Origin of the sequence: Kitasatospora sp. NPDC088134 (assembly GCF_044741705.1) — a bacterium.
Lineage (GTDB): Bacteria > Actinomycetota > Actinomycetes > Streptomycetales > Streptomycetaceae > Kitasatospora.
The window spans coordinates 204964-226134 of the sequence record NZ_JBIUTD010000010.1 but is presented as its reverse complement, the minus strand read 5'-3'; the positions used below and the strand labels follow the sequence as shown (position 1 = coordinate 226134).

Here is a 21171-nt window from a genome sequence, read left to right as displayed (position 1 = left end):
CTCTCCCGGAGGAGTTCCACCATGTCCGTTTCCACTCCCGTTCCCGCTCCCGCCCCCGCTCCCGCTCCCGTTCCCGCCGGTACCGAGCTGCGGCTGACCCCGGCGGCGGGGCGGATCGGTGCGATCGTGCACGACGTCCGGCTGGGGGCCGACCTGCCGGCTGCGACGGTGGCCGCGCTGGAGGCCGCGCTGTACGAGCACAAGGTGCTGTTCTTCCGCGGGCAGCAGCACCTGGACGACGCCGAACACGAGGCGTTCGCACGGCTGTTGGGGCAGCCGGCGTTCCACCCGACGGTGCCCAGCGCGGACGGCCGGTACATCTTCGAGCTGGACGCCACCAAGGGCGTGCGGGCGAACAACTGGCACACCGACGTGACCTTCGTGCCCTCGTACCCGAAGGCGTCGATCCTGCGGGCGCTGGAGCTGCCGCCGGCGGGCGGCAGCACGGTGTGGGCGAACACGGCGGCCGCGTACCAGGACCTGCCGGCGCCGCTGCAGGCGCTCGCGGAGAGCCTGCGGGCCGTGCACACCAACGACTACGACTACGCGGCGAACCTGGCGCTGACGCCGGAGTTGGCGGAGAACGCCGAGGTGGCGAAGCTGTTCCGGCAGGTGTTCGTGTCGACGGCGTTCAAGACCGAGCACCCGGTGGTGCGGGTGCACCCGGTGACGGGTGAGAAGAACCTGCTGCTGGGGTCGTTCGTGCAGAAGATCGTCGGGGTGTCGGGCCGGGACAGCCGGGCGCTGGTGGAGCTGTTCCAGCGGTACGTGGAGCGGCTGGAGAACACGGTGCGCTGGGACTGGCAGGTCGGCGACGTGGCGATCTGGGACAACCGGGCGACCCAGCACTACGCGGTGAACGACTACGGCGACGAGCCGCGCCTGGTGCGCCGGATCACCCTGGACGGCGACCTGCCGGTGGGCGTGGACGGGCGGCCGAGCCGTCTGCTGGAGCCCGCCGACCCGCCGCGGGTGGCCGGCCTGGTCCCGGCCGTCGAACTGGAGGCCGAGTCGCTGGCCCGCTGAGCCGCCCAGCCGTCCCCGTGCCCTCGACCACCCTGCGCAGAAGCGGAGTTCGACCACCGTGACCACCACCATCGTGAGCAGCGCCAGCGTGCCCAGCAGCGTCGTGAGCAGCACCGCCGTGACCAGCGCCGGAACCGCCACCGCGGCCGGCGCGGCCACCGCCGTCGCGGCCAGCGCCGTCGCGCCGCGGGCCGGGGACGACCGGCGGGAGGCGAACGCGTCCACCGTGCTGCGGACGGTGCTGGACCACGGGCCGGTGGCGCGCAGCACGGTGGCCCGGCTGACGGGGCTCAGCCCGGCCGCCGTCTCGCGCCAGGTGGTGGACCTGCTGCGGCTCGAACTGGTTGCCGAGCGGCCCGAGTTGGCGTCGAACGCGCCGGGGGTGCGAGGGCGGCCGCAGCTGCCGCTGGAGGTGGACGCGGACCGGTTGGCGGTGGCGGGCCTGCACATCGGGGTGCCGTACAGCACCTTCGCGGTGCTGGACCTGCGCGGCCGGGTGCTGTTCCGGCAGGAGTTGCCGAACGGCGGGCGGCGCGGATTCGCGGTGCTGCGGCCGGTGTTGGCGCGGCTGCCGCGCCTGCTCGCGGTGGCCGCGGCGGGCCGCCGGCTGGTCGGGCTGGGTGCGGTGACGGGTGGCGCGGTGGACGCCGAACGCGGGGTGACGGTCCGTCACGATCCTTTGGAGTGGCGGGAGATGCCGCTGCGCGAGCTGTTGGAGCAGGCCACGGGGCTGCCGGTGCGGGTGGACAACCACGCCCGGGCGCTGGCGGCGGCCGAGGTGCTGTTCGGCGCCCCGGCGGCCCGGCGTTCGATGGTGCAGCTGTTCGTCGGGCACGTGGTGGACGCGGCGATCGCGGTGGCGGGGACGGTGCACCAGGGCCCGCCGTCGGTGACCGGCGACGGCGGGCATCTGCCGGTGCCGGGCAGCACGGCCCGATGTCACTGCGGGCGGCACGGCTGCCTGTCGGTGGCGGCCTCGGACACCACGCTGTTCGAGGCGGCGGCCGCGCAGGGCGTGATCGCCCGCCCGGACCGGCAGTTGCTGCTGGCGGCGGTGCGCGCGGGCGACGCCCGGGCGGACGCACTGGTCCGGCAGCGGGCCCGGACGGTGGGCGGCGCGCTGGCGCTGCTCGCCGACGTGGTCAACCCGGACCTGCTGGTGCTGACCGAGACCTTCGCCCTGGCCGATCCGGCCTATCTGGACACGGTGCGCGCGGAGTTTGCGCTCCGCTCGCACCTGCACAAGGACGCCTCGCTGCTGGTGGCGCAGCGTTTCGGGGCGGACGCGCTGGCCGTGGCGGCGTGCGCGCCGGTGCTGGGCGAGCTGTACGCCCGGCCGCTGCCGGGCCCGTCCTGCTGATCCTCCGATCCGCCCTTCTCTTTCGAACTCTCTTCCTCCGAAGGACTGTTGACGATGAACGTGTTCTCCGCCGGCTCCGGTGGCCCGCTCCCCCTGTCCGCGCTGTCGCGCCGGGCGCTGCTCCGCGGCGGTCTCGCGGGGGTGGGCCTGCTGGCGCTGTCGGCGTGCCGTTCCGCGACGGACACCGGCTCGCAGGAGGCGGCGGGGTCGTCCTCGCCGCGCCGGGGCGGGGTGCTGACGGTGGGTGTCGGGGTCGATTTCACGCCGGCCCTGCTGTTCGCGCAGAGCGCCAACTCGCTGCTCCAGCGGCTGGTGTTCAACACCCTCACCCGGTACGACGAACAGCTGCGCCCGCAGCCGGAGTTGGCGAAGAGCTGGGAGGTGGCGGCGGACGGGCTGAGCGTGACGCTGAAGCTGCGCGACGACGTGGTCTTCCACAGCGGTCGGAAGTTCACCGCGGACGACGTGGTGTTCGCCGTCAAGAACCTGCAGAACCCGGTGCGTTCGGCGCAGTTGCGGTCGACGGCGCTGGCCGTGACGGACTTCCGGAAGAACGGCGACTTCGAGCTGACGCTGGTGCTGGCGCACCAGGTGTCCAACCTGTTCGACCTCTTCGAGTTCATGATCGTCCCGGATTCGGCGAGCGTCGAGGAGGCCGTCGCGGGCACCAAGCTGATCGGCACCGGCCCGTTCACCTTCACCGACCGCAAGCCGGGCTCCTCGCTGAGCTTCGCCCGCAACGAGAAGTACTGGAACCCGGGCCGGCCGTACCTGGACGGGGTGGAGATCAAGGTGATCCCGCAGGCCGAGACGCTGCTGTCCTCGGTGAGGACCGGCCAGGTGCACCTGTCGTACGCGGTGCGCGGCAAGGACGTGGCGACGCTGAAGGACGACAAGCGGTTCCGGATCACCCAGTACGACACCGGCGCGGGCGCGTACTACATCGGCGCGAACCTGTCCGTCCCGGAGGTGCAGGACAAGCGGGTCCGGCAGGCCATCGCCTGGGCGATCGACCGGGACCGGCTGGTGCAGCAGGCGCTGGGCGGGTACGCGACGGTCTCCTCGGTGCCGTGGCCGAAGTCCTCCCCGGCGTACCGGGAGCAGGACGCCGCGCGCTACCACCACGACCCGGAGCAGGCGAAGGCGCTGCTGAAGGAGGCCGGGGTGACCTCGCTGTCGCTGCCGCTGGCGCACTCGTCGGACGCCGGGGCGACGGCGGTCGCACAGGTCCTGCAGTACGACCTGAAGCAGGTCGGGATCGAGGTGCAGTTGCAGCCGGTGGACTCGCCGACCATGCAGAAGCAGCTGATCTCGCAGTCCATGCCGGCGCTGTGGACGCTCAGCCACGGCTTCGCGCAGGTGCACCCGGCGACGCTGGCGGTCAGCGCCTACCCGTTCAACGAGGCGAAGAACACCTCGAAGTTCTCCTCGCCGGCGTACACCGAGGTGGTCCAGAAGGCGTGGAACCGCTCGGACGCGGACGGCCCGGAGGCGAAGGCGTTGTACCAGCAGGTCACGGACATCCTGCTGGAGGAGCAGTTCATCATCGACCTGGCGATCGCCGGGCTGGTGGAGGTCGCGGGCGCGCAGGTGCGCGGCGCGACGCTGAACAAGTACTCGTACCTGGTCCTCGACGACGCCTACCTGGCGGGCTGAGCCGTGCGGACCTTCCTGTTCAAGCGGCTGCCGAGCGCCCTGGCGGTGCTGCTGGCCGCCTCGTTCACGGTGTTCCTGATGCTGCGGCTGATCCCGGGCGACCCGGCGACCACGCTGGCGGGGCCGGACGCCTCGCCCGCGACGGTCGCGGCGATCCGGGAGCGGCTGGGGCTGGACGCGCCGCTGGCCGCGCAGTACCTGCACTGGCTGGGCCAGGTGCTGACGGGCGACCTCGGGCCGAGCTACGCGATCGGCGGGCAGGTCTCCGGCCTGATCGCGGACGGGCTGGCGGCGACCGTCCAACTCACCGCCGCCGCCCTGCTGCTGGTGGTGCTGCTGGCCGTGCCGACGGCGCTGTACGCGGTGTCGGGGCCGTCCGCGGCGCCGGGGCCGTCCGCGGCGCCGGGGCCGTCCGCGGCGCCGGGGCCGTCCGCGGTGTCGGCGCGGCGGCGGGCGCTGGCGGGGGCGTTGCGGGCGCTGACCACGGGGGCGCTGGCGGTGCCGCCGTTCGTGACCGGGGTGGTGCTGGTGCTGGTGTTCGCGGTGGGCCTGGGCCTGCTGCCGGCCGGCGGGCACGCCTCGCTGTTCGACGCGCCGGACCTCGCGGTGCAGTACCTGGCGCTGCCGGCGCTGTGCCTGGCGCTGCCGAGCGCGGCGATCCTGGCCCGCTACCTGCAGGACGGCCTGGAGCGGGCGCTCGCCGAGGACTACGTGCGCACCGCGACGGCGCTCGGGGTGTCGCGGCGGCGGATCCTGTGGCGGCACGCGCTGCCGAACGCGCTGCCGCCCGCCGTGACGGTGCTGGGCCTGCAGCTCGGGCAGCTGGTCGCGGGCGCCGTGGTGGTGGAGCGGATCTTCGCCTGGCCGGGTCTGGGCCAGCTGATCGAGCAGGGCGTGGCCCGCCGCGACTACCCGGTGGTGCAGGCGATGCTGCTGCTGGTGGTCGCCGGGTACGTGGTCGTGCAACTGCTCACCGACCTGCTGTACTCCTGGCTCGACCCGCGCGTGCGGTGGGAGTGATGCGACGATGACCACGATCTCCCTTCCGCCGGCTGCCCGTTCGCGCAGCCGCAACCGCGACCGCGACCGCAGCCGCAACCGGTACGTCGCCGGGCTGCGGACCTGGCGGGGCGTCACCGGCCTGGTGCTGGTCGGGACGGTGGCGCTGGCCGGGGTGCTGGCGCCCTGGCTGAGCGGCGCCGACCCGGACGCGCAGGGCCCGCGGGCGCTGGCCGGGCCGAGCGGGGACCACCCGCTGGGCACCGACGACATCGGGCGGGACCTGCTGAGCCGGGTCCTGCACGGCATCCTCACCGACCTGTCGATCATCCTGACGGCCGTCCCGGCGGGCGCGCTGGCCGGTGCGGCGCTGGCGCTGCTGGCGGGCACCTCGAAGGCCGCCGACCTGGTGGTGCAGCGGCTGTTCGACCTGGTGCTGTCCTTTCCCGGGCTGATCCTCGGCCTGGCGGTGACGGCGATCCTCGGGCCGGGCCGCTGGCCGGTGGTGATCATCATCGCGCTGGCCGAAGTTCCGTACTTCGGAAGGCAGTTGCGGGCCGGCCTGCTGGTCCAGCGGGAGCGCGAGTACGCGCTGGCCGCCCGGATCGGCGGCGCGGGCCGGGCCCGGGTGCTGCTGCGGCACGTGCTGCCGAACGCGGTCGACCCGCTGGTCGTGCAGGCTGCGGTGGCCCTGTCGGTGGGCGTCTTCATCGAGGGCGCGCTGAGCTTCCTCGGCCTGGGCGTGCGCCCGCCGGAGCCCACCCTGGGCAGCCTGATCAGCGGTTCGGTCGCCTACCTGGACACCGCGCCGCTGCTGGCGGCCGCACCGCTGGCCGTCACCACCGCGCTGGTCCTCGGCTTCACCCTGCTGGCCGAGGCCCTGAACCGGGGGGCGCGCGGATGAACCCGGCAACCCGATCCGAGCAGCGTCCCGAGCCGGAGGGCAGCACGATGACCGAACTGATCGACCGTCCTCCCCTGGCAGACCAACCCTCTTCCCCGGTTGCCGAGTTGCTGCGGGTGCGCGGGCTGCGCGTGGCGTTCGGGGAGCGGGCGGTGGTGCGCGGGGTGGACTTCGCGCTGGGGGCCGGGGAGAGCCTGGGCATCGTCGGCGAGTCCGGGTCGGGCAAGTCGACGACGGCGCTGGCGCTGCTGCGGATGCTGCCGGCCGGGGGCCGGATCACCGGCGGGGCCGTGGAGTTGGGCGGACAGGACCTGGCGGGGCTGCCGGAGGAGGCGCTGCGGGCGGTGCGCGGCCGGCGGATCGCCATGGTCTTCCAGGACCCGATGTCCTCGCTGAACCCGGTGCTCACGGTGGGCCGCCAGCTGGACGAGGCGCTGCGGGCACACGGGGAGCGCCGCCCGAAGGCCGAACGGGCGGCCCGGGCGGTGGAGTTGCTGGAGCTGGTGGGCGTGCCGAAGGCGGCGTCCCGGCTGGGCGACTTCCCGCACCGGTTCTCCGGCGGCCAGCGCCAGCGGATCATGATCGCCCTGGCGCTGGCGCACGACGCCGAGGTGCTGGTCGCGGACGAGCCGACCACCGCGCTCGACCCGACCGTGCAGCGGCAGATCCTGCGGCTGCTGGCCCGGATCAACCGGGAGCGCGGCACCGCGCTGGTGGTGATCAGCCATGACCTGGGCGTGATCGCCGAGACCTGCTCGCGGCTGCTGGTGATGCGCGAGGGCGAGGTGGTCGAACAGGGTTCCACCGCACAGCTCCTGACCGACCCCCACCACCCTTGCACCAGCTCCCTGCTGGCGGCGGTGCCACGGCTGGACGCCCCGTCCCGGGCGGCCGCGAACAGCACCCCGGGGGACGAACCGCTGCTGGTGGTGCGCGGGTTGGCGAAGGCGTACGGCCCGCGGCGGCGGCGCAGCACCGCGCTGGAGTCGGTCGACCTGGAGCTGCACCCGGGCGAGACGCTGGGCCTGGTCGGCGAGTCCGGTTCGGGCAAGTCGACGCTGGCCCGGGCGCTGGTGGGCGCGCACGCCCCCGACGCGGGCAGCGTCACCTTCGCCGGGCGGCCGCTGGACGGCCGCCGGGCCCGGCGGGAGATCCAGCTGGTCTTCCAGGACCCGTACGCCTCGTTGAACCCGCGGCTGACGGTGGGCCGGATCGTCGCCGAGCCGCTGGTCGCGCACCGGCTCGGCGACCGGGCGCAGCGGCAGGCCCGGGTGGCCGAACTGCTGGAGCAGGTGGGCCTGGACGCGTCGGCGGCGGCCCGCCTGCCGCGCGAGTTCTCCGGCGGTCAGCGGCAGCGGATCGGCATCGCGCGGGCGCTGGCGCCGGAGCCGAGCGTGCTGGTGTGCGACGAGCCGGTGTCGGCGCTGGACGTGTCGATCCAGGCCCAGGTGATCGAGCTGCTGGCGCGCCTGCAGCGGGAGTTGGGCCTGGCGGTGCTGTTCATCGCGCACGACCTGGCGGTGGTGCGGCAGGTCAGCCACCGGATCGCGGTGCTGCACCGCGGCCGGATCGTGGAGAGCGGCCCGGCCGACCGGGTGGTCACCGCTCCGGAACACCCTTACACGGCCGAGCTGTTGGCGGCCGTCCCCTCTCTTCCCACCCCTACTTCCGGGAGCCTGCTGTGAGTGAGAACGACGAGAGCGGGCCCGCGGCGACCGGCCGGCGCCGCGACCCGTACGCGGGGTTCCCGGGCCGGGTGGGGCGGACCTTCGGCGAGTCGGTGCCGTCCTGGCCGAGCCGGGTGCGGCCGCGCGCGGGGGCGCCGAACATCGTGGTGGTGCTGGTCGATGACCTCGGCTACAGCGACATCGGGCCGTTCGGCTCGGAGGTGCCGACGCCGACCCTGGACGGCCTGGCCGCGCGGGGCGTGAAGCTCGCCAACTACCACACCATGCCGCTGTGCTCGCCGGCCCGGGCGGCGCTGCTGACGGGGCTGAACCCGCACCGGGTCGGGTACTCGTTCGTGGCCAACGCGGACCCGGGCTTCCCCGGGTACGGGATGGAGATCGCGGGTGACGTCCCGACCCTGGCGCAGACCCTGCACGACGCCGGGTACGCGACGTACGCGGTCGGCAAGTGGCACCTGACCCGGGACTCCGCCTCCTCGGCGGCCGACGACCGCTCCAACTGGCCGCTGCAGAAGGGCTTCGACCAGTACTACGGGGTGCTGGAGGGGCTGACCAGCCTGTTCCACCCGCACCAACTGGTGTGCGACAACTCGCCGTTGGACATCGACGAGTTCCCCGACGACTACTACTACACCGACGACATCACCGACCGGGCGATCGGCATGGTGCAGTCGCTGCGGGCGCACGACGCCGACAAGCCGTTCTTCCTCTACCTGGCGCACAACGCGGTGCACGGCCCGCTGCAGGCCAAGCCGGCCGACCTGGCCCGGCACCGGGGCCGCTACGGCGGCGGCTGGGACGAGCTGCGGGCCGCCCGTTTCGCCCGGCAGCTGGCCGCCGAGCACTTCCCGCCGGGCACCGAGCTGCCGGAGCGCAACGGCGAGGCCGGGTACGAGGTCGGGGCGTGGGACGAACTGGACGAGGTGCAGCGGAAGTTGTACGCCCGCTACATGGAGGTGTACGCCGCGATGGTCGACAACGTCGACCAGAACCTGGGCCGGCTGACCGACGTGCTGGAGCGGCTCGGCGAACTCGACAACACCATCGTGCTGTTCACCTCCGACAACGGCGGCACCGGCGAGGGCGGCGCGGAGGGCACCCGCAGCTACTTCAGCCGTTTCGTCCACCACCCGAACCTGCCCGCCGACTGGAACCCGGACGTGCAGCGGGAAATCGACCTGATCGGCGGGCCGCAGTCGCTGGTGCACTACCCGCGCGGCTGGGGCATGGCCTCGAACACACCGTTCCGGCTGTACAAGGGCCAGACCTACGCGGGCGGGGTGCGCGTCCCGTTCGTGCTGTCCTGGCCGGCCGGGCTGCCGCGCGCGGCGGGCGACGACGGGGTGCGCGGCCAGTACCAGTACGTCACCGACCTGCTGCCGACACTGCTCGAACTCGCGGGCGTGCAGAGGCCGCTGGAGCGCGGCGGGGTCCCGGTGCAGGAGCTGGACGGGGTGTCGTTCGCATCCGTGCTGCGGGACGGCGGCGCACCGTCCACCCACCCGGAGCAGTACTGCGAGATGACCGGCAACCGGTCCTACTACCGGGACGGCTGGAAGCTGGTGACACTGCACCGCCCCGGCGCGCCCTACGACGACGGTCAGTGGGCACTATACGACCTGCGCACCGACCCGACCGAGATCCACGACCGCGCCGCCGAACACCCCGAGCTGGTGAAGGAGTTGGCGCAGGCCTGGGAGGACGCGGCCTGGCGCAACGGGGTGTTCCCGCTCTCCGACGCCTCCGGCGCGTTCGCGCTGCGCCATCCGGAGGAGGCGGCGCTGCGCCGCCCGCTGGTACTGCTGCCGGGCACGCCCGAACTGGAGCGCTACCGCTCCTCGCGGCTGGTGTCGTTCCGCTCCTTCACCGTGGAGGTCGCCCTCGACCCGCACGGCCCCGGCGACCAGGGCGTACTGGTCTCGCACGGCGACCAGGGCGGCGGCTACAGCCTGTACGTGGAGGACGGCCGGCTGCGCCTGGCGTACAACCAGTACGGCGAGCTGTTCGAGGCCGACGCGGGCGAACTCCCTGCCGGGGCGCACCTGGTGGCACTGGAGGCGACGGCGGTGGCCGATCTGAAGTGGGAGTTCGAGGTACGGGTGGACGGGGTGGCGACGGGGGCACTCGGCCCGGTCCACCAGCTGATCGGGATGGCCCCGTTCCAGGGCATCAGCGTCGGCGTGGACCGCAAGTCCCCGGTGTCCTGGCCGCTGTGGGAGCGGCACCGGACCTTCCGGTACACCGGCGGCCTGCGCTCGGTCACCTACCTGCCGGGCCCGGCCGCGCCCTACGACCCGGAGACGGTGGTCCGGGCGCTGCGGGAGGCCGCCGCGGCCTTCGAGTGAGGCCGGAACGCCGCCCGGGGCAGCAGTGGTGACGGTGCGTCAGGTCAACGGCCTGGTCCAGCGGCGCCACTGCTCCTCCGGAGCGTAGCCCGCCGCGCGCCAGGCGGTGCGGCCGAGGTCGTTGTGCTCCAGGACCATCGCGTCGGCCCGGCGCCCGCCGAGCGCCGCGAACCTGGCGTGCGCGGCGGCCAGCAGGGCGCTGCCGATGCCCTGGCGGCGGGCCGACGGGTAGACGGCCAGCCGGTAGAGGTGGCAGCGCCAGCCGTCCCAGCCCGCGATCACCGTCCCGAGCAGGACGCCGTCCCGCTCGGCCAGCAGCAGCGCCTCCGGGTCCCGCTCCAGCAGCCGGGCGACACCCGCCCGGTCGTCGGAGATGCTGGTGCCCTCGGCGGCCAGCGCCCAGAACGCCAGGACCGCATCGATGTCGTCCGAACCGGCCGCCCGCAGTGCGTACTCGCTCATGCGCCCCTTCCTACCAGCGCGAACACCGCCCCGACCAACCCTTTACGGCCCTTGACCGCCTTTGGCGGCCCTTGGCAGCCCTTGACGGTCCTTGGCAGCCCTTGACGGCTCAGTCGCCGGCGTCGGCGGGCAGGACCGGCAGCGGCCAGTGCGGGTCCGGCGTCCAGCGCGGCCAGCCGCCCGCGAACGGTCCGGCGCGCTCGTCCAGCAGGCCGCTCGCCCGCTCGCGGGCCCGGCGCACCTGCCGGTCCAGCCCGTCGTCGATCACCCCGAGGCGGCGCAGCTGCCCGTACTCGTCGACGTCCTTCCAGCGGCGCCGGGACAGGTCGGGGCTGACCACGAGGTCGATCGCCAGGTCCATGGTGTCGACGCCGACGCCGGGGCGGCGCACGTACGGGAGCTCGAAGTTGACGTACCAGCGCAGCGGTTCGCCGGTCGCCGCGTCCTGGAAGCAGTGCACCGAGAACCACTCCCCCGCCAGGAAGCGGGCCAGCACCGCGGTGTCCTGCCAGCGGTGCGGGCCGAGGCGCCAGGTGCCGTCGGCGAGGCGGTCCAGTCCGTCCTTGCGGGGCGTCTCCTCCCCTGTCCGCAGGGCGTCGATCCAGCTGGTCGGGGCGAGCCCCTCGATCCCCGGCCAGCAGGCCAGTTCCAGCACCTCGCCGCCATCGGCGAGCACCCGGTACGGGCGGGCGCTCCACACCCGGCCCCGGTGCACGTCGCGGCGCACCGCGCGCTCGCCGACCCCGAACAGCGGCCCGCCGGCCGCGCCGGCGCCGGTTTCGATGCCCGTCATGCCCGTCATACCTGTCATGCCCGTCATGCCCGGGAGTGTGCCCGCCGGCGGGGGCGGGGAGTCCGGCGAACTGGCGTGCGGTCGGCCCTCGGGGTGGGGCGATTCCCTTTCCGCGCTCTGCGGTGGGCGAAAAACCCGGGGCGTCGGCGCGGCGGTGTCGCACAGTGGTGGGCATGCTGAATCGCGTAGCCGTACTGTCCGACGTCCACGGTGTCCTGCCCGCGCTGGAGGCCGTGCTCGCCGAGCCCGAGGTGGCCGCCGCCGACCGGATCGTGCTGACCGGCGACGTCGCGGCCGGGCCGCAGCCCGTCCAGGTCCTTGACCGGCTGCTCGGTCTCGGCGGGCGGGTGGTGTGGGTCGGCGGCAACGCCGACCGCGAGCTGGTCGAGCACCGCCGGGGCGGGTTCGGGCCGTCCCCCGACCCGATCGTCCCCTGGGCCGCCGAGCAGTTGCGCCCGGACCAGCTCGACCTGCTGGCCCGGCTCCCCCGGTCGGTGACGCTGCCGGTGCGCGGCGCGGGGACGGTGCTGTTCTGCCACGCCACGCCGCGCGACGACGAGGAGGTGGTGCTGGTCGACTCGCGCCCCGAGCGCTGGCGCGAGGTCTTCGCCGAACTCGCCCCCGAGGTCCGCACGGTGGTCTGCGGCCACACCCACATGCCCTTCGTCCGCCTCGCCGACGGCCGCCTCGTGGTCAACCCCGGCAGCGTCGGCATGCCCTACGGCCGCCAGGGCGCCCACTGGGCGCTGCTCGGCCCGGGCGTCGACCTGCGGGTGACCCCCTTCGACCCGGACGCCGCCGTCGCCGCCGTCACCCGCGACTCCGCCTACCCCGATGCCGCCGCCTGGGCCGACCACTACCTCCGCGCCCGCTCCACCGACACCGAGGCCCACGCAGCCTTCGCCCCACGGGACGGCCGCACTCCGCCCTGCTGAGGCCCGCAGGTCGGCCGACCGGCCCGCCACCGGGCTCCCGGGCCGACCGACGGGCCTCGGCCTCGACCTCAGCGTCGACCCCGGCGGCCGGCCCGACGATCCCGCAGTCGGACAGGTCGGACAGGTCGCCCCCCGTCCTCGAACGCGGCGAGCCGCTCCGCGAGCGGCAGTTGACGCCCGAGGCGCCGGTGGACGCGGCGAGCCGGCTCGCGGGGCGCCGGCCACCCCGGGCGCGGCAGGCGCGGCAGGCGCGAGGCCGTGCAGCCGGCCGGCGAGTACCTGCTTCGGCCGCACCCGGTTCGGCCGCACCCGTCGTGACGAAGCCGCTCCCGGTCAGCCGCTCCCCGCCGTGACGAAGCCGCTCTCGTAGGCGGCGACGACCGCCTGGGTGCGGCCGCGCACCCCGAGCTTGCCGAGGATCCGGGCCACGTGCGTCTTGACCGTTTCCGCGCCGACCCGCATCCGCTCCGCGATCTCCGCGTTGGTCAGCCCTGCGGCCATCAGCCGGAGCACCTCGCCCTCCCGGGCGGACAGCCGGTCGGTGCGGGAGCGGTCGGGGGCCAACGGCGCGTGCCGGAGGGCGAGTTCGCGGACCGCCGCGGGGAAGAGCAGCGCGTCCCCGGCCGCCACCAGGCGCACCGCGTGCACGAGGGTGTCGGCGCGGGAGCGCTTGAGCAGGAACCCCTGGGCGCCGGCCCGCAGTGCCTCGTGGACGTACACGTCGTTCTCGAAGGTCGTCACCACCAGGACGCGCGGGGCGTCCGGCATGGTGCGCACCAGGTGCGCCGTCGCGTCGATGCCCGAGAGCCGGGGCATCCGCACGTCCATCAGCACCACGTCGGGCCGCAACTCCCTTGCCATCTCGGTCGCTTCGAGCCCGTCGGCGGCCTCGCCGACCACGTCGAGGTCGGGCTCGGCCCCCAGGATCGCGCGGAAGCCGGTGCGGATCAGGTGCTCGTCGTCGGCAATCAGGACCCGGGTCCGCACGCCGTCCCCCGCGTCCTCGCCCCTCACGCCGCCCCTCACGCCGGCCCCCGCAGCGGCAGGCTGGCGGCGAGCCGCCAGCCGTGGCCGGCCTCGTCGGGCCCGGCCTCGCAGGTGCCGCCGAGCGACCGCGCCCGTTCGCGCATCCCGGCCAGCCCGCTGCCGCCGGGGCCGGGCGGGCGGTGCCGCAGCCGCAGCGGGTTCGTCATGGTGATCTCCAAGGAGTCTTGCCGGAGGGACAGTTGGAGCAGGACGTCCGCGCCGTCCGCGTGTTTCAGCACGTTGCCGAGGCCCTCCTGCACGATCCGGTACGCCTCCCGGGACACCGCGCCCGGCAGCGCGGCGAGCCCGGGCCCGAGTCCGCCTTCGGGTCCGTCCTGCGGGCAGTGCACGGCGGTTCCGGCGGCGCGGGTGCGTTCCAGCAGCGCGGGCAGGTCGGCCAGGGTGCGCGTCGCCCGCTCCTCAGCGTTCCGCAACAGGCCGATGGCGTGGTCGAGTTCGGCGACGGCCTCGTGCGCGGCCTCCTCGATGGCGGCCAGCGCGGCGGCCGCGAAGGCCGGGTCGGTGCCCAACTGCCGGGCCGCCGCCGCGGCCTGGATGCCGACCACGCTCAGCGCATGGCCGACCGAGTCGTGCAACTCCCGGGCGACGCTGGTGTGTTCCGCCGGACGGTCGAATCGCGGAGCGGCCGGGGGCCGGTCCGCGAGGGTCGGGCCGAGCAGGCGCGGGGCGAGTCGGGCGAGGCACCGGCCCGCCGCGGCGGAGCAGAGCACGGGCAGGGCGAGCAGGGCCGCGCCCAGCAGCGTCGGCGCCCACGGGTGCGCCAGCAGCCTGCTACCCCAGGGGAGTTGGGTGTCGGCGCGGTCGAACAGGGGCCACAGCAGGAGCGCCACCCCGGCGGGCGGCGCGGCCAGGGACAGCACGCCGGTGACCGCGCCGAGCAGCGCGTGCAGGGTGCACCAGAGCGAGGTGCGGCGGCGGGCCGACCAACTGTCGGCCGGTGCGGACAGGATCTCACCGGTCGCGCCGCACAGGATCCGGGCCATCGCGCCCTCGAGGGAGCGGGCGACCAGCAGCAGCCCGGCGGCGGCGACCAGCGGGAGGGCCAGGGCGAGCGCGAGCAGCTGCGACAGCGGGGTGAACCCCGCCCGGGCCGGGCCGGCGGCGACGCCGAGCACGGTGCTCGCCAGCAACTGGAACGGCGTCAACAGGGCCGCCCCGAGCAGCAGATGCATCCAGCGCAGCCCGGCCCGCCGGTCGACGAGCGCACGCAGCCGACCGGCCGGCCCTCCGCTCGGGGCGCGGCCCGCGCCGGCGGGCCGGGCCCGCGTCGTGGCCGGGCCCATCAGCCCGCGGTGAGCACCGTGCCCTGCGCGACCGCGCAGAGCGTCCGGGCCCCGTCCGCCGCGACGGCGTACAGGTCGCACCGGCAGACCGCCTGCCGCCGACCGCTGGAGGCCACCGTCGCCTCGGCCTCCAGGGTCGCGCCCGTCGCCGGTCGGACGTAGCTGATGGTCATGCCGCCGGTGAGCACCGCCGGTCCGAGCACGGTGCCGGCCGCGAAGGTGATCGCGTTGTCGGCCGCGTAGGCGAGGACCCCACCGTGGGCGAAGCCGTTCTGCTGCTGGAGCCGCCCGTCGAGGTCGAGGGCCAGGACCGCGCGGCCCGGTTCGAAGACCTCCAGGCGCGCCCCGAGCAGGACGCTGAACGGCTGGTCGGCGAGGACCTTCCGGGCGAGGCCCAGGTCGAGGGCGGATGCTGTCATGCGGGACGGACCTCCGGTCGGGCTGCCGCTGCGGCGCCCCGGGGCGGTACTCCGGGTCGGCGCTCCGGTCGTGGAGCGTTGGCTCCGGATCGTTCTGGAGCGTACTCTCCATTTCATGGCCCGACCACCCCGTTACCACGAGGCGCAGCTGCTGGACACCGCCCTGCGGCTCGCCGCCACCGCGGGGCCGACGGCCGTGACGATGTCCGCGATCGCCAGGGCCGGCGGCGTCCCCAACGGCTCGCTCTACCACCGCTTCCCCCACCGGTCGGCGCTGCTGGCCCAGTTGTGGCTGCGCACGGTCGAACACTTCCAGCAGGGCTACCTCACCGCGCTGCACTCCGACCCGGACCCGCTGCGCGGCGGGGCCGCCGCAGCCCGGCACGTGGTGGCCTGGTGCCGCGACCACCCGCAGGAGGCGGCGGTGCTGCTGCACGGCCCGCAGGCCTTCGGCCGGGACGAGTGGCCGGCCGAGTCCGTCCGGCGCGCCGAGGAGGGCAACCGCCGGACCCTCGACGCGCTGGCCGAACTCGCCGGCCGCGCGGGCGCAATCACCGAGGCGGACCTCGACCGCGCCGTCCTCGCCCTGGTCGAACTGCCCCTGGCCGTGGTCCGCCGCCACCTGCGCACGGGCGGCCCGCTCCCCCCGCACGCCGAGGACCTGGCCGAGCGCTGCGCGACGGACCTGCTGGGCCGGCTGGGCTGAAGGCCCTTCCCTCACGGCCAGTGCTGGAGCTGTGAGTGGTGGGCGACCATCGCCCTGACGAGTTGGCCCAGGTCGACGGGGAGGGCGGTGGCCGCGATGTTCGTCGGGGAGAAGCCCATGCGGCGGTTGAGCGGGGCGGTGATCCGGACCGTCCTGGGTGCGCGGGCGAGGTAGGCCGCGGGGTCGTGCAGCACCAGTTCCGGCATGCCCTGGCCGGACCCGAGCAGCCGCACCCGGACGGCGGCGGTCTCCTCCCAGGCGATCCGCCCGAGCCGGGCGGGCTCCACCCCGGTGGCGTCCAGCGCCGACTCCGGTCGGCGGCCAAACAGTTCGCCCACGTACATGACGGCGCCGAGGCCGAGCCGGCGGCGCAGGCGCTCGCGGCGGGCGGTGCCCGGAACGGCGGCCGGTTCGCGGTCGGTGTTCTCCATGGCCCCAGCCTGTCCGCCGGCCCCGGGGCGCGGCCTCCGGCGCAGTGCTGATCCGGGTCCCCCGCGCGGGGGACCGCGGCCCGTCGCGCCGCCTTCGTAGCACCCCGAGGGGCGTCAGGGGCGCAGCGACCAGACCGTGGTGGCCTTGACGGCGGTGTCCTCCAGGTCGGCGGCGACCGGGACGGCGTACTCGGCGAGCGCGGTGAAGCGGCCGCGCGGCAGGTAGGCCCGGCCGGGGTCGCCGACCACCACGGTCGCGCCCCGGGCGGCGGCCCGCTCCAGGAAGGGCAGGAAGCGGGCGGCCATCGCCCGTTCGTAGAACACGTCGCCGGCGAGGACGACCTCGCAGGGCGCGCCGTCGCCGTCCAGCACATCGGCGAGTTCGGCGTGCACGGTGACGCCGTTCAGCTCGGCGTTGACGGCGATCGAGGCCACCGCGTAGGCGTCGATCTCGGCGGCCCGCACCTCGGCCGCGCCGCGCAGCGCCGCCGCGACGCCGACCAGGCCGGAGCCCGCCGCGAGGTCCAACACCCGTAGCCCGGCGACCAGTTCGGGGTGGTCGAGGACGTAGCGGGCGACCGCCACGCCGCCCGCCCACGGGAAGGCCCAGAACGGCGGCGCCAGCCCCTCCGCGCCGCGGGCCCGCTCGGTCAGCTCCCACAGCGCGATCGCGTCCTCGGCCATCCGCAGGCGCACCTCGGGCACGAAGGGCACCGGCCCGGGCTCGGTGTGCGCCCGGACGAACGCGGTGTCCGCGGCGGCGGCTTCGATGGTGGCGGTGTCGTTCCCCATGGCGGAAGCCTAGGGCCACCGGAGCGCCGCCCCGGACACGCCGCCCCGGGCACGACTGCCGGACCCGACGTGCCGGACCCGACGTGCCGCCCGCCCGGGACGCGACGCACCGACCCGCGCCGTCACCGCGTCATCACGCACGACGTACCGTTTCGATACCGAAGCCGTTATGAGCTGCGGAAACGCTCGCCCCGCGCAGGTGGCCCGAGTACGATCCGGGCAGACGCCCCGGTCCGGGCACGCGGTCGTGCCGGCCCGCGGGCGAGGGCTCCTCGCTGGCGCGTTCCGACCGTCCCACACCGGTCGGCGCGCGCCCGCGTCCACGGCACCGCGCGCCAGGGCAGTCGCGCGAAGCGGAAGGGCAGCGACTTGACGGACCGGCTCACCGGAGGGGACTCCTCACTGCTGCGGCGGATCAACGCGGCGGTCACCCTGCGGTCCCTGCGCGACGGAGCGGCCGTCACGCTCACCCAACTCGTCGGCGACACCGGCCTGTCCAGGCCCACCGTCGAAGGGGTGATCGAGGGGCTGCTGGAATCGGGGCTGGTGGCCGAGGTCGAGCACGTCCAGGAGTCGGGGCGGCAACGCGGCCGCCCGGCCCGCTGGTTCCGCTTCCGGGCCGAGGCCGGGCACGTGCTGGGCATCGAGATCGGCGTGCACGACCTGCGGGTCGTCCTGGCCGACCTGGCCGGGCAGATCCTGGCCGGCCACGCCAAGACCGTCGACGAGGCGATGGAGGCCGAGGACCGGCTCACCCTGGTCCGCACCACCGTCGCCGAGGTGCTGCGCAAGGCCGGGGTGTCCCGGGACAGCCTGTGGGAGGTCGCGGTCGGCACGCCCGGCGTGGTCGACCGCGAGGGCACGGTGCGGCTGAGCACCGCGATGCCCGGCTGGACGGGGCTCGACCTCGGGGCCCGGCTGCGCCGTTCCTTCCGCTGCCCGGTGGTGATCGAGAACGACGCCAACCTGGCCGCGATCGCCGAGCACTGGAAGGGCTCGGCGGTCGGCAAGGGCGACGTGGTCTTCGTGATGGCCGGGCTCAGCCCGGGCGCCGGCTCGCTGATCGGCGGGCGGCTGCACCGGGGCCACGGCGGCGCCGCCGGCGAGATCGGTGCGCTCCACCTGCTGGGCCAACAGGCCACCCCCGAACGGCTGTTGTCCACCACCGGCAAGCCGCTCGACCCGCTGGACGAGGCCGCGGTGGCCCGGGTGCTGCGGCTGGCCCGGGAGGGCGACGAGGTCGCCCGGATCGCCATGGACCGCTTCCTGGGCCGGCTGGTGCACGACGTCACCGCGCTGGTGCTGGCCCTGGACCCGGAGCTGGTGGTGGTCGGCGGCTGGGCGGCCGGCCTGGACGGCGTCCTGGAGCCGCTGCGCGAGCAGCTCGCCCACTACACGCTGCGCGCGCCCGAGGTGGCGCTGGCCGCGCTCGGCTCCGAGGTGGTGGCGATGGGCGCGCTGCGGGTCGCCCTGGACCACGTCGAGGAGCAGCTGTTCGCCGTCGACCCGCCGACCGCCCGCTGAGCCGTCCGTCCGCCGAGCCGACCGCCCCGGGCCCCGCCCGCCACGCGGAGGCCGACCGTCACGCGGGGGCCAGCCGGCGACCGGGGGGCTACGTCTCGTCCGGCAGGCAGAGCAGGTCGTACTCGCCGCCGAAGCGGTCCCGGGCGTGCGTCCGCATCCGGTGCGCATACCGGACGTCGGCCTTCAACGCGTCGTAGCCCCAGGTCCGTTCGTCGTCCTCGTCCTCCTCGGCGCGGACCAGGACGCCGGCGGTGTCGGCGAGGTACACGTCGAAGCCCGGGTACATCAGCACCGCGTACGGCAGGTCGTCGACGTCGAGCGCGAACACCGGGTACTCGCCCAGTTCGTCGCGCTCGCCGTGCGGGCCGACGGAGAGGACGCGGCGGGAGTCGGAGCCGCCGGGCAGCAGGAAGCACTCGCCGAACCGGTCGGAGAACGGGGCGAAGCAGGCGCCCCACATGTCGCCGAACTCGGCCTCGGCGATCTCCGCGAAGGTGCGCGGGGCGAGCGCGCCGTCCGCGTCGAACCAGCCGTGGCGCTCCAGCATGCCGCTGTCGTACGCCAGCCAGGCGCGCAGGCTCGGCGGCAGCGGGTGGCCGCTGGGGAACGCCTCGATCGCGCGCGGGCGCGGCCCGCCCTCGACCCAGGGCCCGGCGAACCGGTTGTACTCCAGCACGGGCCGGGACGGGTCGGCCCGGACCGCCTCGATCACCCGCCCGGCGAGCGCGTCGCCGTGGTCCTGCGGATCGGTCGAACTCATCGCCGTGCCACCCCTGTTCACTCGCCGTCAGCACCTCGGCGGGCTGCCGTGCCGGCGCGTCGTGCCGGTGAGCGGGAGCGTAGCGGGGACAGCCGACAGCCCCGGCGGGCTGCTTCCGGCCGGGGCTGTCGGGGGACGTCGGGGGCTGCGCGTCAGGAGACGGCGGCGGCCGCGGTGGCGGGGACGGCGGTGGCGACCTGGACGGCGCCGGACTCGCCGAACGTCAGCTTGCAGGTGTCGGCGCGGTAGGTGGAGACCGCGAGGGCCGCCAGCCGGCCCGCCGAGGCGTACTGGGTGGTGACGACCAGCACCGGGGTGCCCGGGGGGCGCTCCAGCAGGGCGGCCTCGCCGGCCTCGGCGACGCCCAGCTCCACCGAGCGGGACTCGCCGTCGATGCCGAGCCGGTCGAGCTGGCGCAGCACACCGCGGGCCCGGTCGTTCTCGTCCACCACGACGGCGAGGTGCGGCAGCGCGGCCGACGGCACGTGCAGCGACTCGGCGGCGACCGTCACGCCCTGGACGACCCGCAGGCGGCGCACCGTGTGCACCTGCTCGCCCTCGGCCAGGCCCAGCGTGCGGGCCAGCGCGGCGGGGGCCGGGCCGGTGACGCAGTCGACGACCTTCCAGTCCTGCTGGCGGGTGGCGCCGGGGCGGCCGGACTCCCGGTCGGTGACGGGGATGCCCACCCGCGGCGCGGCGACCAGCGTGCCGATGCCGCGGCGGCGGACCAGGCGGCCCTCCAGCTCCAGCTGGTCCAGCGCCTGCCGGAGCGTGGCCCGGGCGACGCCGAAGCGGGCCGAGAGCTCGCGCTCGTTGGGCAGCACCTGGCCGGTGGAGAACTCGGCGTCCATGGTGCGCAGCAGCACCGTGCGCAGGTGCCAGTACTTCGGCTCCGGCGTCGCCGTGAGCGTCCCTTGCCCCACCGTGTCCTCCGCCCTGAAGGACGACGGGCCGGCCCCCTCCCCCCGTTTCGGCTGGTGGGGAGGGCGGGCTTTATCCGTCCTTCTTTATTAAAGGTCTTTGCAGTAAGTGACAGTAGGGCGTGGCTCGGGAGATGGTCAAGACCAATGGTGGGGTTTCCTTGCGGATCGCCCGGCGACCCGGTATGGCGTCCCGTCGGTGCGGTTCGTCGGTGCCGGGCGGAGGGCTCCCGGTACGCTCGTCGGGTGCAGAGCAACGCGACAGCCATCACGACAGTCAACGTCAACGGGATCCGGGCGGCCGCCAAGAAGGGCTTCCTGGAGTGGATGGACGCCACCGGGTCGGAGGTGGTCTGCCTCCAGGAGGTGCGGGCCGAGCAGGAGCAGTTCGCCGAGGTGATCGCCCGCCTCGACGGGTGGCACGCCGTGTGGGCGCCGGCCGCGGCGAAGGGGCGGGCCGGGGTTGCGGTGCTCTCCCGCCGGGCCCCGGAGGCGACCCGGATCGGCTTCGGCTCGGCCGAGTTCGACACCTCCGGCCGCTACGCCGAACTGGACCTGCCGGGCCTGACGGTCGCCTCCCTCTACCTGCCCTCCGGGGAGGTCGGCACCGAGCGGCAGGACGAGAAGGAACGCTTCATGGCCGAGTTCCTGGTCCACCTCGGGGAGTTGAAGGCGCGGGCCGCCGCCGGGGGCCGCGAGGTGCTGGTCTGCGGCGACTGGAACATCGCGCACCGCGAGGCCGACCTGCGGAACTGGAAGGCCAACCAGAAGAAGGCCGGCTTCCTGCCCGAGGAGCGCGCCTGGCTCTCCCGCGTCCTGGACGAGCACGGCTACGTCGACGTCCTGCGCAAGCACCACCCCGACCGGGAGGGCCCCTACTCCTGGTGGTCCTACCGCGGCCGCGCCTTCGACAACGACTCGGGCTGGCGGATCGACTACCACATGGCCACCCCGGGCCTGGCCGCCCGCAGCCTGGAGGCCCGGGTCGAACGCGCCGCCACCCACGCCGAACGCTGGTCCGACCACGCGCCCGTCACCGCGGTCTTCGCCCACCCTTCCTGAGCCCGCGTTCTTCCTGAGCCGGCGTTCCGGGGCGGAACGCCCGGTCAGGTGCGGTGGTC

General features: G+C 75.0%; 20 protein-coding genes. 11 read left to right on the top strand and 9 right to left on the bottom strand.

Features of this window, described 5'->3' with window-relative positions:
• The first annotated feature begins 21 nt into the window (after window positions 1-21).
• Genes ACIOHG_RS18520 through ACIOHG_RS18490 form a run of 7 tightly spaced genes read left to right on the top strand, consistent with a single transcriptional unit; the run spans window position 22 to window position 9978 of the window.
• Window positions 22-1026 (top strand): TauD/TfdA dioxygenase family protein, encoded by a 1005-nt coding sequence (locus tag ACIOHG_RS18520; RefSeq protein WP_400951620.1) that lies wholly within the window; start codon window positions 22-24, stop codon window positions 1024-1026.
• A gap of 58 nt (window positions 1027-1084) precedes the next feature.
• Entirely contained in the window at window positions 1085-2386 is a 1302-nt protein-coding gene (locus ACIOHG_RS18515; RefSeq protein ID WP_400951619.1) for an ROK family protein, read from the top strand.
• A gap of 54 nt (window positions 2387-2440) precedes the next feature.
• A complete protein-coding gene (locus tag ACIOHG_RS18510; RefSeq protein WP_400951616.1) occupies window positions 2441-4042 on the top strand; it encodes an ABC transporter substrate-binding protein in 1602 nt (533 codons plus the stop codon).
• A 3-nt stretch (window positions 4043-4045) separates the two neighbouring features.
• Entirely contained in the window at window positions 4046-5062 is a 1017-nt protein-coding gene (locus ACIOHG_RS18505; RefSeq protein WP_400951614.1) for an ABC transporter permease, read from the top strand.
• A gap of 7 nt (window positions 5063-5069) precedes the next feature.
• Entirely contained in the window at window positions 5070-5945 is an 876-nt protein-coding gene (locus tag ACIOHG_RS18500; RefSeq protein ID WP_400951611.1) for an ABC transporter permease, read from the top strand.
• 47 nt (window positions 5946-5992) lie between these two features.
• Complete coding sequence (locus ACIOHG_RS18495; protein WP_400951608.1) at window positions 5993-7630, top strand: dipeptide ABC transporter ATP-binding protein; 1638 nt, start codon at window positions 5993-5995, stop codon at window positions 7628-7630.
• Window positions 7627-9978 carry a sulfatase-like hydrolase/transferase gene (locus ACIOHG_RS18490; RefSeq protein ID WP_400951605.1) on the top strand — a complete coding sequence of 784 codons (2352 nt, stop codon included), beginning with the start codon at window positions 7627-7629 and terminating at the stop codon, window positions 9976-9978. Before ACIOHG_RS18495 ends, ACIOHG_RS18490 begins: the two co-directional genes overlap by 4 nt.
• Window positions 9979-10017: 39 nt before the next feature.
• Here the strand turns inward: ACIOHG_RS18490 and ACIOHG_RS18485 are convergent, their stop codons facing one another.
• Window positions 10018-10440: a GNAT family N-acetyltransferase gene (locus ACIOHG_RS18485; RefSeq protein WP_400951603.1), complete on the bottom strand. Its 423-nt coding sequence runs from the start codon at window positions 10438-10440 to the stop codon at window positions 10018-10020.
• Window positions 10441-10549: 109 nt separating this feature from the next.
• Window positions 10550-11233 carry a DUF402 domain-containing protein gene (locus ACIOHG_RS18480; protein ID WP_400951600.1) on the bottom strand — a complete coding sequence of 228 codons (684 nt, stop codon included), beginning with the start codon at window positions 11231-11233 and terminating at the stop codon, window positions 10550-10552.
• 173 nt (window positions 11234-11406) lie between these two features.
• On the opposite strand from ACIOHG_RS18480, the gene ACIOHG_RS18475 reads away from it, so the two are divergent.
• Entirely contained in the window at window positions 11407-12168 is a 762-nt protein-coding gene (locus ACIOHG_RS18475) for a metallophosphoesterase family protein (protein ID WP_400951597.1), read from the top strand.
• A gap of 333 nt (window positions 12169-12501) precedes the next feature.
• Here ACIOHG_RS18475 and ACIOHG_RS18470 read toward each other — a convergent pair whose 3' ends face one another.
• From ACIOHG_RS18470 to ACIOHG_RS18460, 3 genes are read right to left on the bottom strand one after another with little or no spacing between them, the layout of a single operon-like run.
• Window positions 12502-13182, bottom strand: a complete 681-nt coding sequence (locus tag ACIOHG_RS18470; protein WP_400951594.1) for a response regulator — start codon at window positions 13180-13182, stop codon at window positions 12502-12504.
• A gap of 8 nt (window positions 13183-13190) precedes the next feature.
• Complete coding sequence (locus ACIOHG_RS18465; RefSeq protein ID WP_400951591.1) at window positions 13191-14498, bottom strand: sensor histidine kinase; 1308 nt, start codon at window positions 14496-14498, stop codon at window positions 13191-13193.
• Entirely contained in the window at window positions 14498-14917 is a 420-nt protein-coding gene (locus ACIOHG_RS18460) for a PaaI family thioesterase (protein WP_400951589.1), read from the bottom strand. Before ACIOHG_RS18460 ends, ACIOHG_RS18465 begins: the two co-directional genes overlap by 1 nt.
• Window positions 14918-15032: 115 nt before the next feature.
• Between ACIOHG_RS18460 and ACIOHG_RS18455 the strand changes: the two genes are divergently transcribed.
• On the top strand, window positions 15033-15623 hold the full coding sequence (locus tag ACIOHG_RS18455; protein ID WP_400951587.1) for a TetR/AcrR family transcriptional regulator: 591 nt from the start codon (window positions 15033-15035) through the stop codon (window positions 15621-15623).
• Window positions 15624-15634: 11 nt separating this feature from the next.
• Here the strand turns inward: ACIOHG_RS18455 and ACIOHG_RS18450 are convergent, their stop codons facing one another.
• Together ACIOHG_RS18450 and ACIOHG_RS18445 are read right to left on the bottom strand one after the other, a co-directional pair.
• Window positions 15635-16054 carry a hypothetical protein gene (locus ACIOHG_RS18450; protein ID WP_400951584.1) on the bottom strand — a complete coding sequence of 140 codons (420 nt, stop codon included), beginning with the start codon at window positions 16052-16054 and terminating at the stop codon, window positions 15635-15637.
• Window positions 16055-16168: 114 nt separating this feature from the next.
• On the bottom strand, window positions 16169-16846 hold the full coding sequence (locus tag ACIOHG_RS18445; protein WP_400951581.1) for a class I SAM-dependent methyltransferase: 678 nt from the start codon (window positions 16844-16846) through the stop codon (window positions 16169-16171).
• Window positions 16847-17215: 369 nt separating this feature from the next.
• Between ACIOHG_RS18445 and ACIOHG_RS18440 the strand changes: the two genes are divergently transcribed.
• Window positions 17216-18370, top strand: a complete 1155-nt coding sequence (locus ACIOHG_RS18440) for an ROK family protein (protein ID WP_400951578.1) — start codon at window positions 17216-17218, stop codon at window positions 18368-18370.
• 88 nt (window positions 18371-18458) lie between these two features.
• Here the strand turns inward: ACIOHG_RS18440 and ACIOHG_RS18435 are convergent, their stop codons facing one another.
• Both ACIOHG_RS18435 and ACIOHG_RS18430 read right to left on the bottom strand, forming a co-directional pair.
• Window positions 18459-19130, bottom strand: a complete 672-nt coding sequence (locus ACIOHG_RS18435; protein ID WP_400951576.1) for a hypothetical protein — start codon at window positions 19128-19130, stop codon at window positions 18459-18461.
• Window positions 19131-19282: 152 nt separating this feature from the next.
• On the bottom strand, window positions 19283-20053 hold the full coding sequence (locus tag ACIOHG_RS18430; RefSeq protein ID WP_400951573.1) for a GntR family transcriptional regulator: 771 nt from the start codon (window positions 20051-20053) through the stop codon (window positions 19283-19285).
• Window positions 20054-20296: 243 nt separating this feature from the next.
• On the opposite strand from ACIOHG_RS18430, the gene ACIOHG_RS18425 reads away from it, so the two are divergent.
• Complete coding sequence (locus ACIOHG_RS18425; RefSeq protein WP_400951570.1) at window positions 20297-21112, top strand: exodeoxyribonuclease III; 816 nt, start codon at window positions 20297-20299, stop codon at window positions 21110-21112.
• Window positions 21113-21171: the final 59 nt, after the last annotated feature.

Bases quoted from the DNA above. Each gene is read 5' to 3' on its own strand.
- ACIOHG_RS18465 (WP_400951591.1), bottom strand. From the start codon at position 14,498: ATGGGCCCGGCCACGACGCGGGCCCGGCCCGCCGGCGCGGGCCGCGCC.
- ACIOHG_RS18435 (WP_400951576.1), bottom strand. From the start codon at position 19,130: ATGAGTTCGACCGATCCGCAGGACCACGGCGACGCGCTCGCCGGGCGG.
- ACIOHG_RS18455 (WP_400951587.1), top strand. From the start codon at position 15,033: ATGGCCCGACCACCCCGTTACCACGAGGCGCAGCTGCTGGACACCGCC.
- ACIOHG_RS18450 (WP_400951584.1), bottom strand. From the start codon at position 16,054: ATGGAGAACACCGACCGCGAACCGGCCGCCGTTCCGGGCACCGCCCGC.
- ACIOHG_RS18445 (WP_400951581.1), bottom strand. From the start codon at position 16,846: ATGGGGAACGACACCGCCACCATCGAAGCCGCCGCCGCGGACACCGCG.
- ACIOHG_RS18520 (WP_400951620.1), top strand. From the start codon at position 22: ATGTCCGTTTCCACTCCCGTTCCCGCTCCCGCCCCCGCTCCCGCTCCC.
- ACIOHG_RS18495 (WP_400951608.1), top strand. From the start codon at position 5,993: ATGACCGAACTGATCGACCGTCCTCCCCTGGCAGACCAACCCTCTTCC.
- ACIOHG_RS18480 (WP_400951600.1), bottom strand. From the start codon at position 11,233: ATGACGGGCATCGAAACCGGCGCCGGCGCGGCCGGCGGGCCGCTGTTC.
- ACIOHG_RS18475 (WP_400951597.1), top strand. From the start codon at position 11,407: ATGCTGAATCGCGTAGCCGTACTGTCCGACGTCCACGGTGTCCTGCCC.
- ACIOHG_RS18500 (WP_400951611.1), top strand. From the start codon at position 5,070: ATGACCACGATCTCCCTTCCGCCGGCTGCCCGTTCGCGCAGCCGCAAC.
- ACIOHG_RS18460 (WP_400951589.1), bottom strand. From the start codon at position 14,917: ATGACAGCATCCGCCCTCGACCTGGGCCTCGCCCGGAAGGTCCTCGCC.
- ACIOHG_RS18510 (WP_400951616.1), top strand. From the start codon at position 2,441: ATGAACGTGTTCTCCGCCGGCTCCGGTGGCCCGCTCCCCCTGTCCGCG.
- ACIOHG_RS18485 (WP_400951603.1), bottom strand. From the start codon at position 10,440: ATGAGCGAGTACGCACTGCGGGCGGCCGGTTCGGACGACATCGATGCG.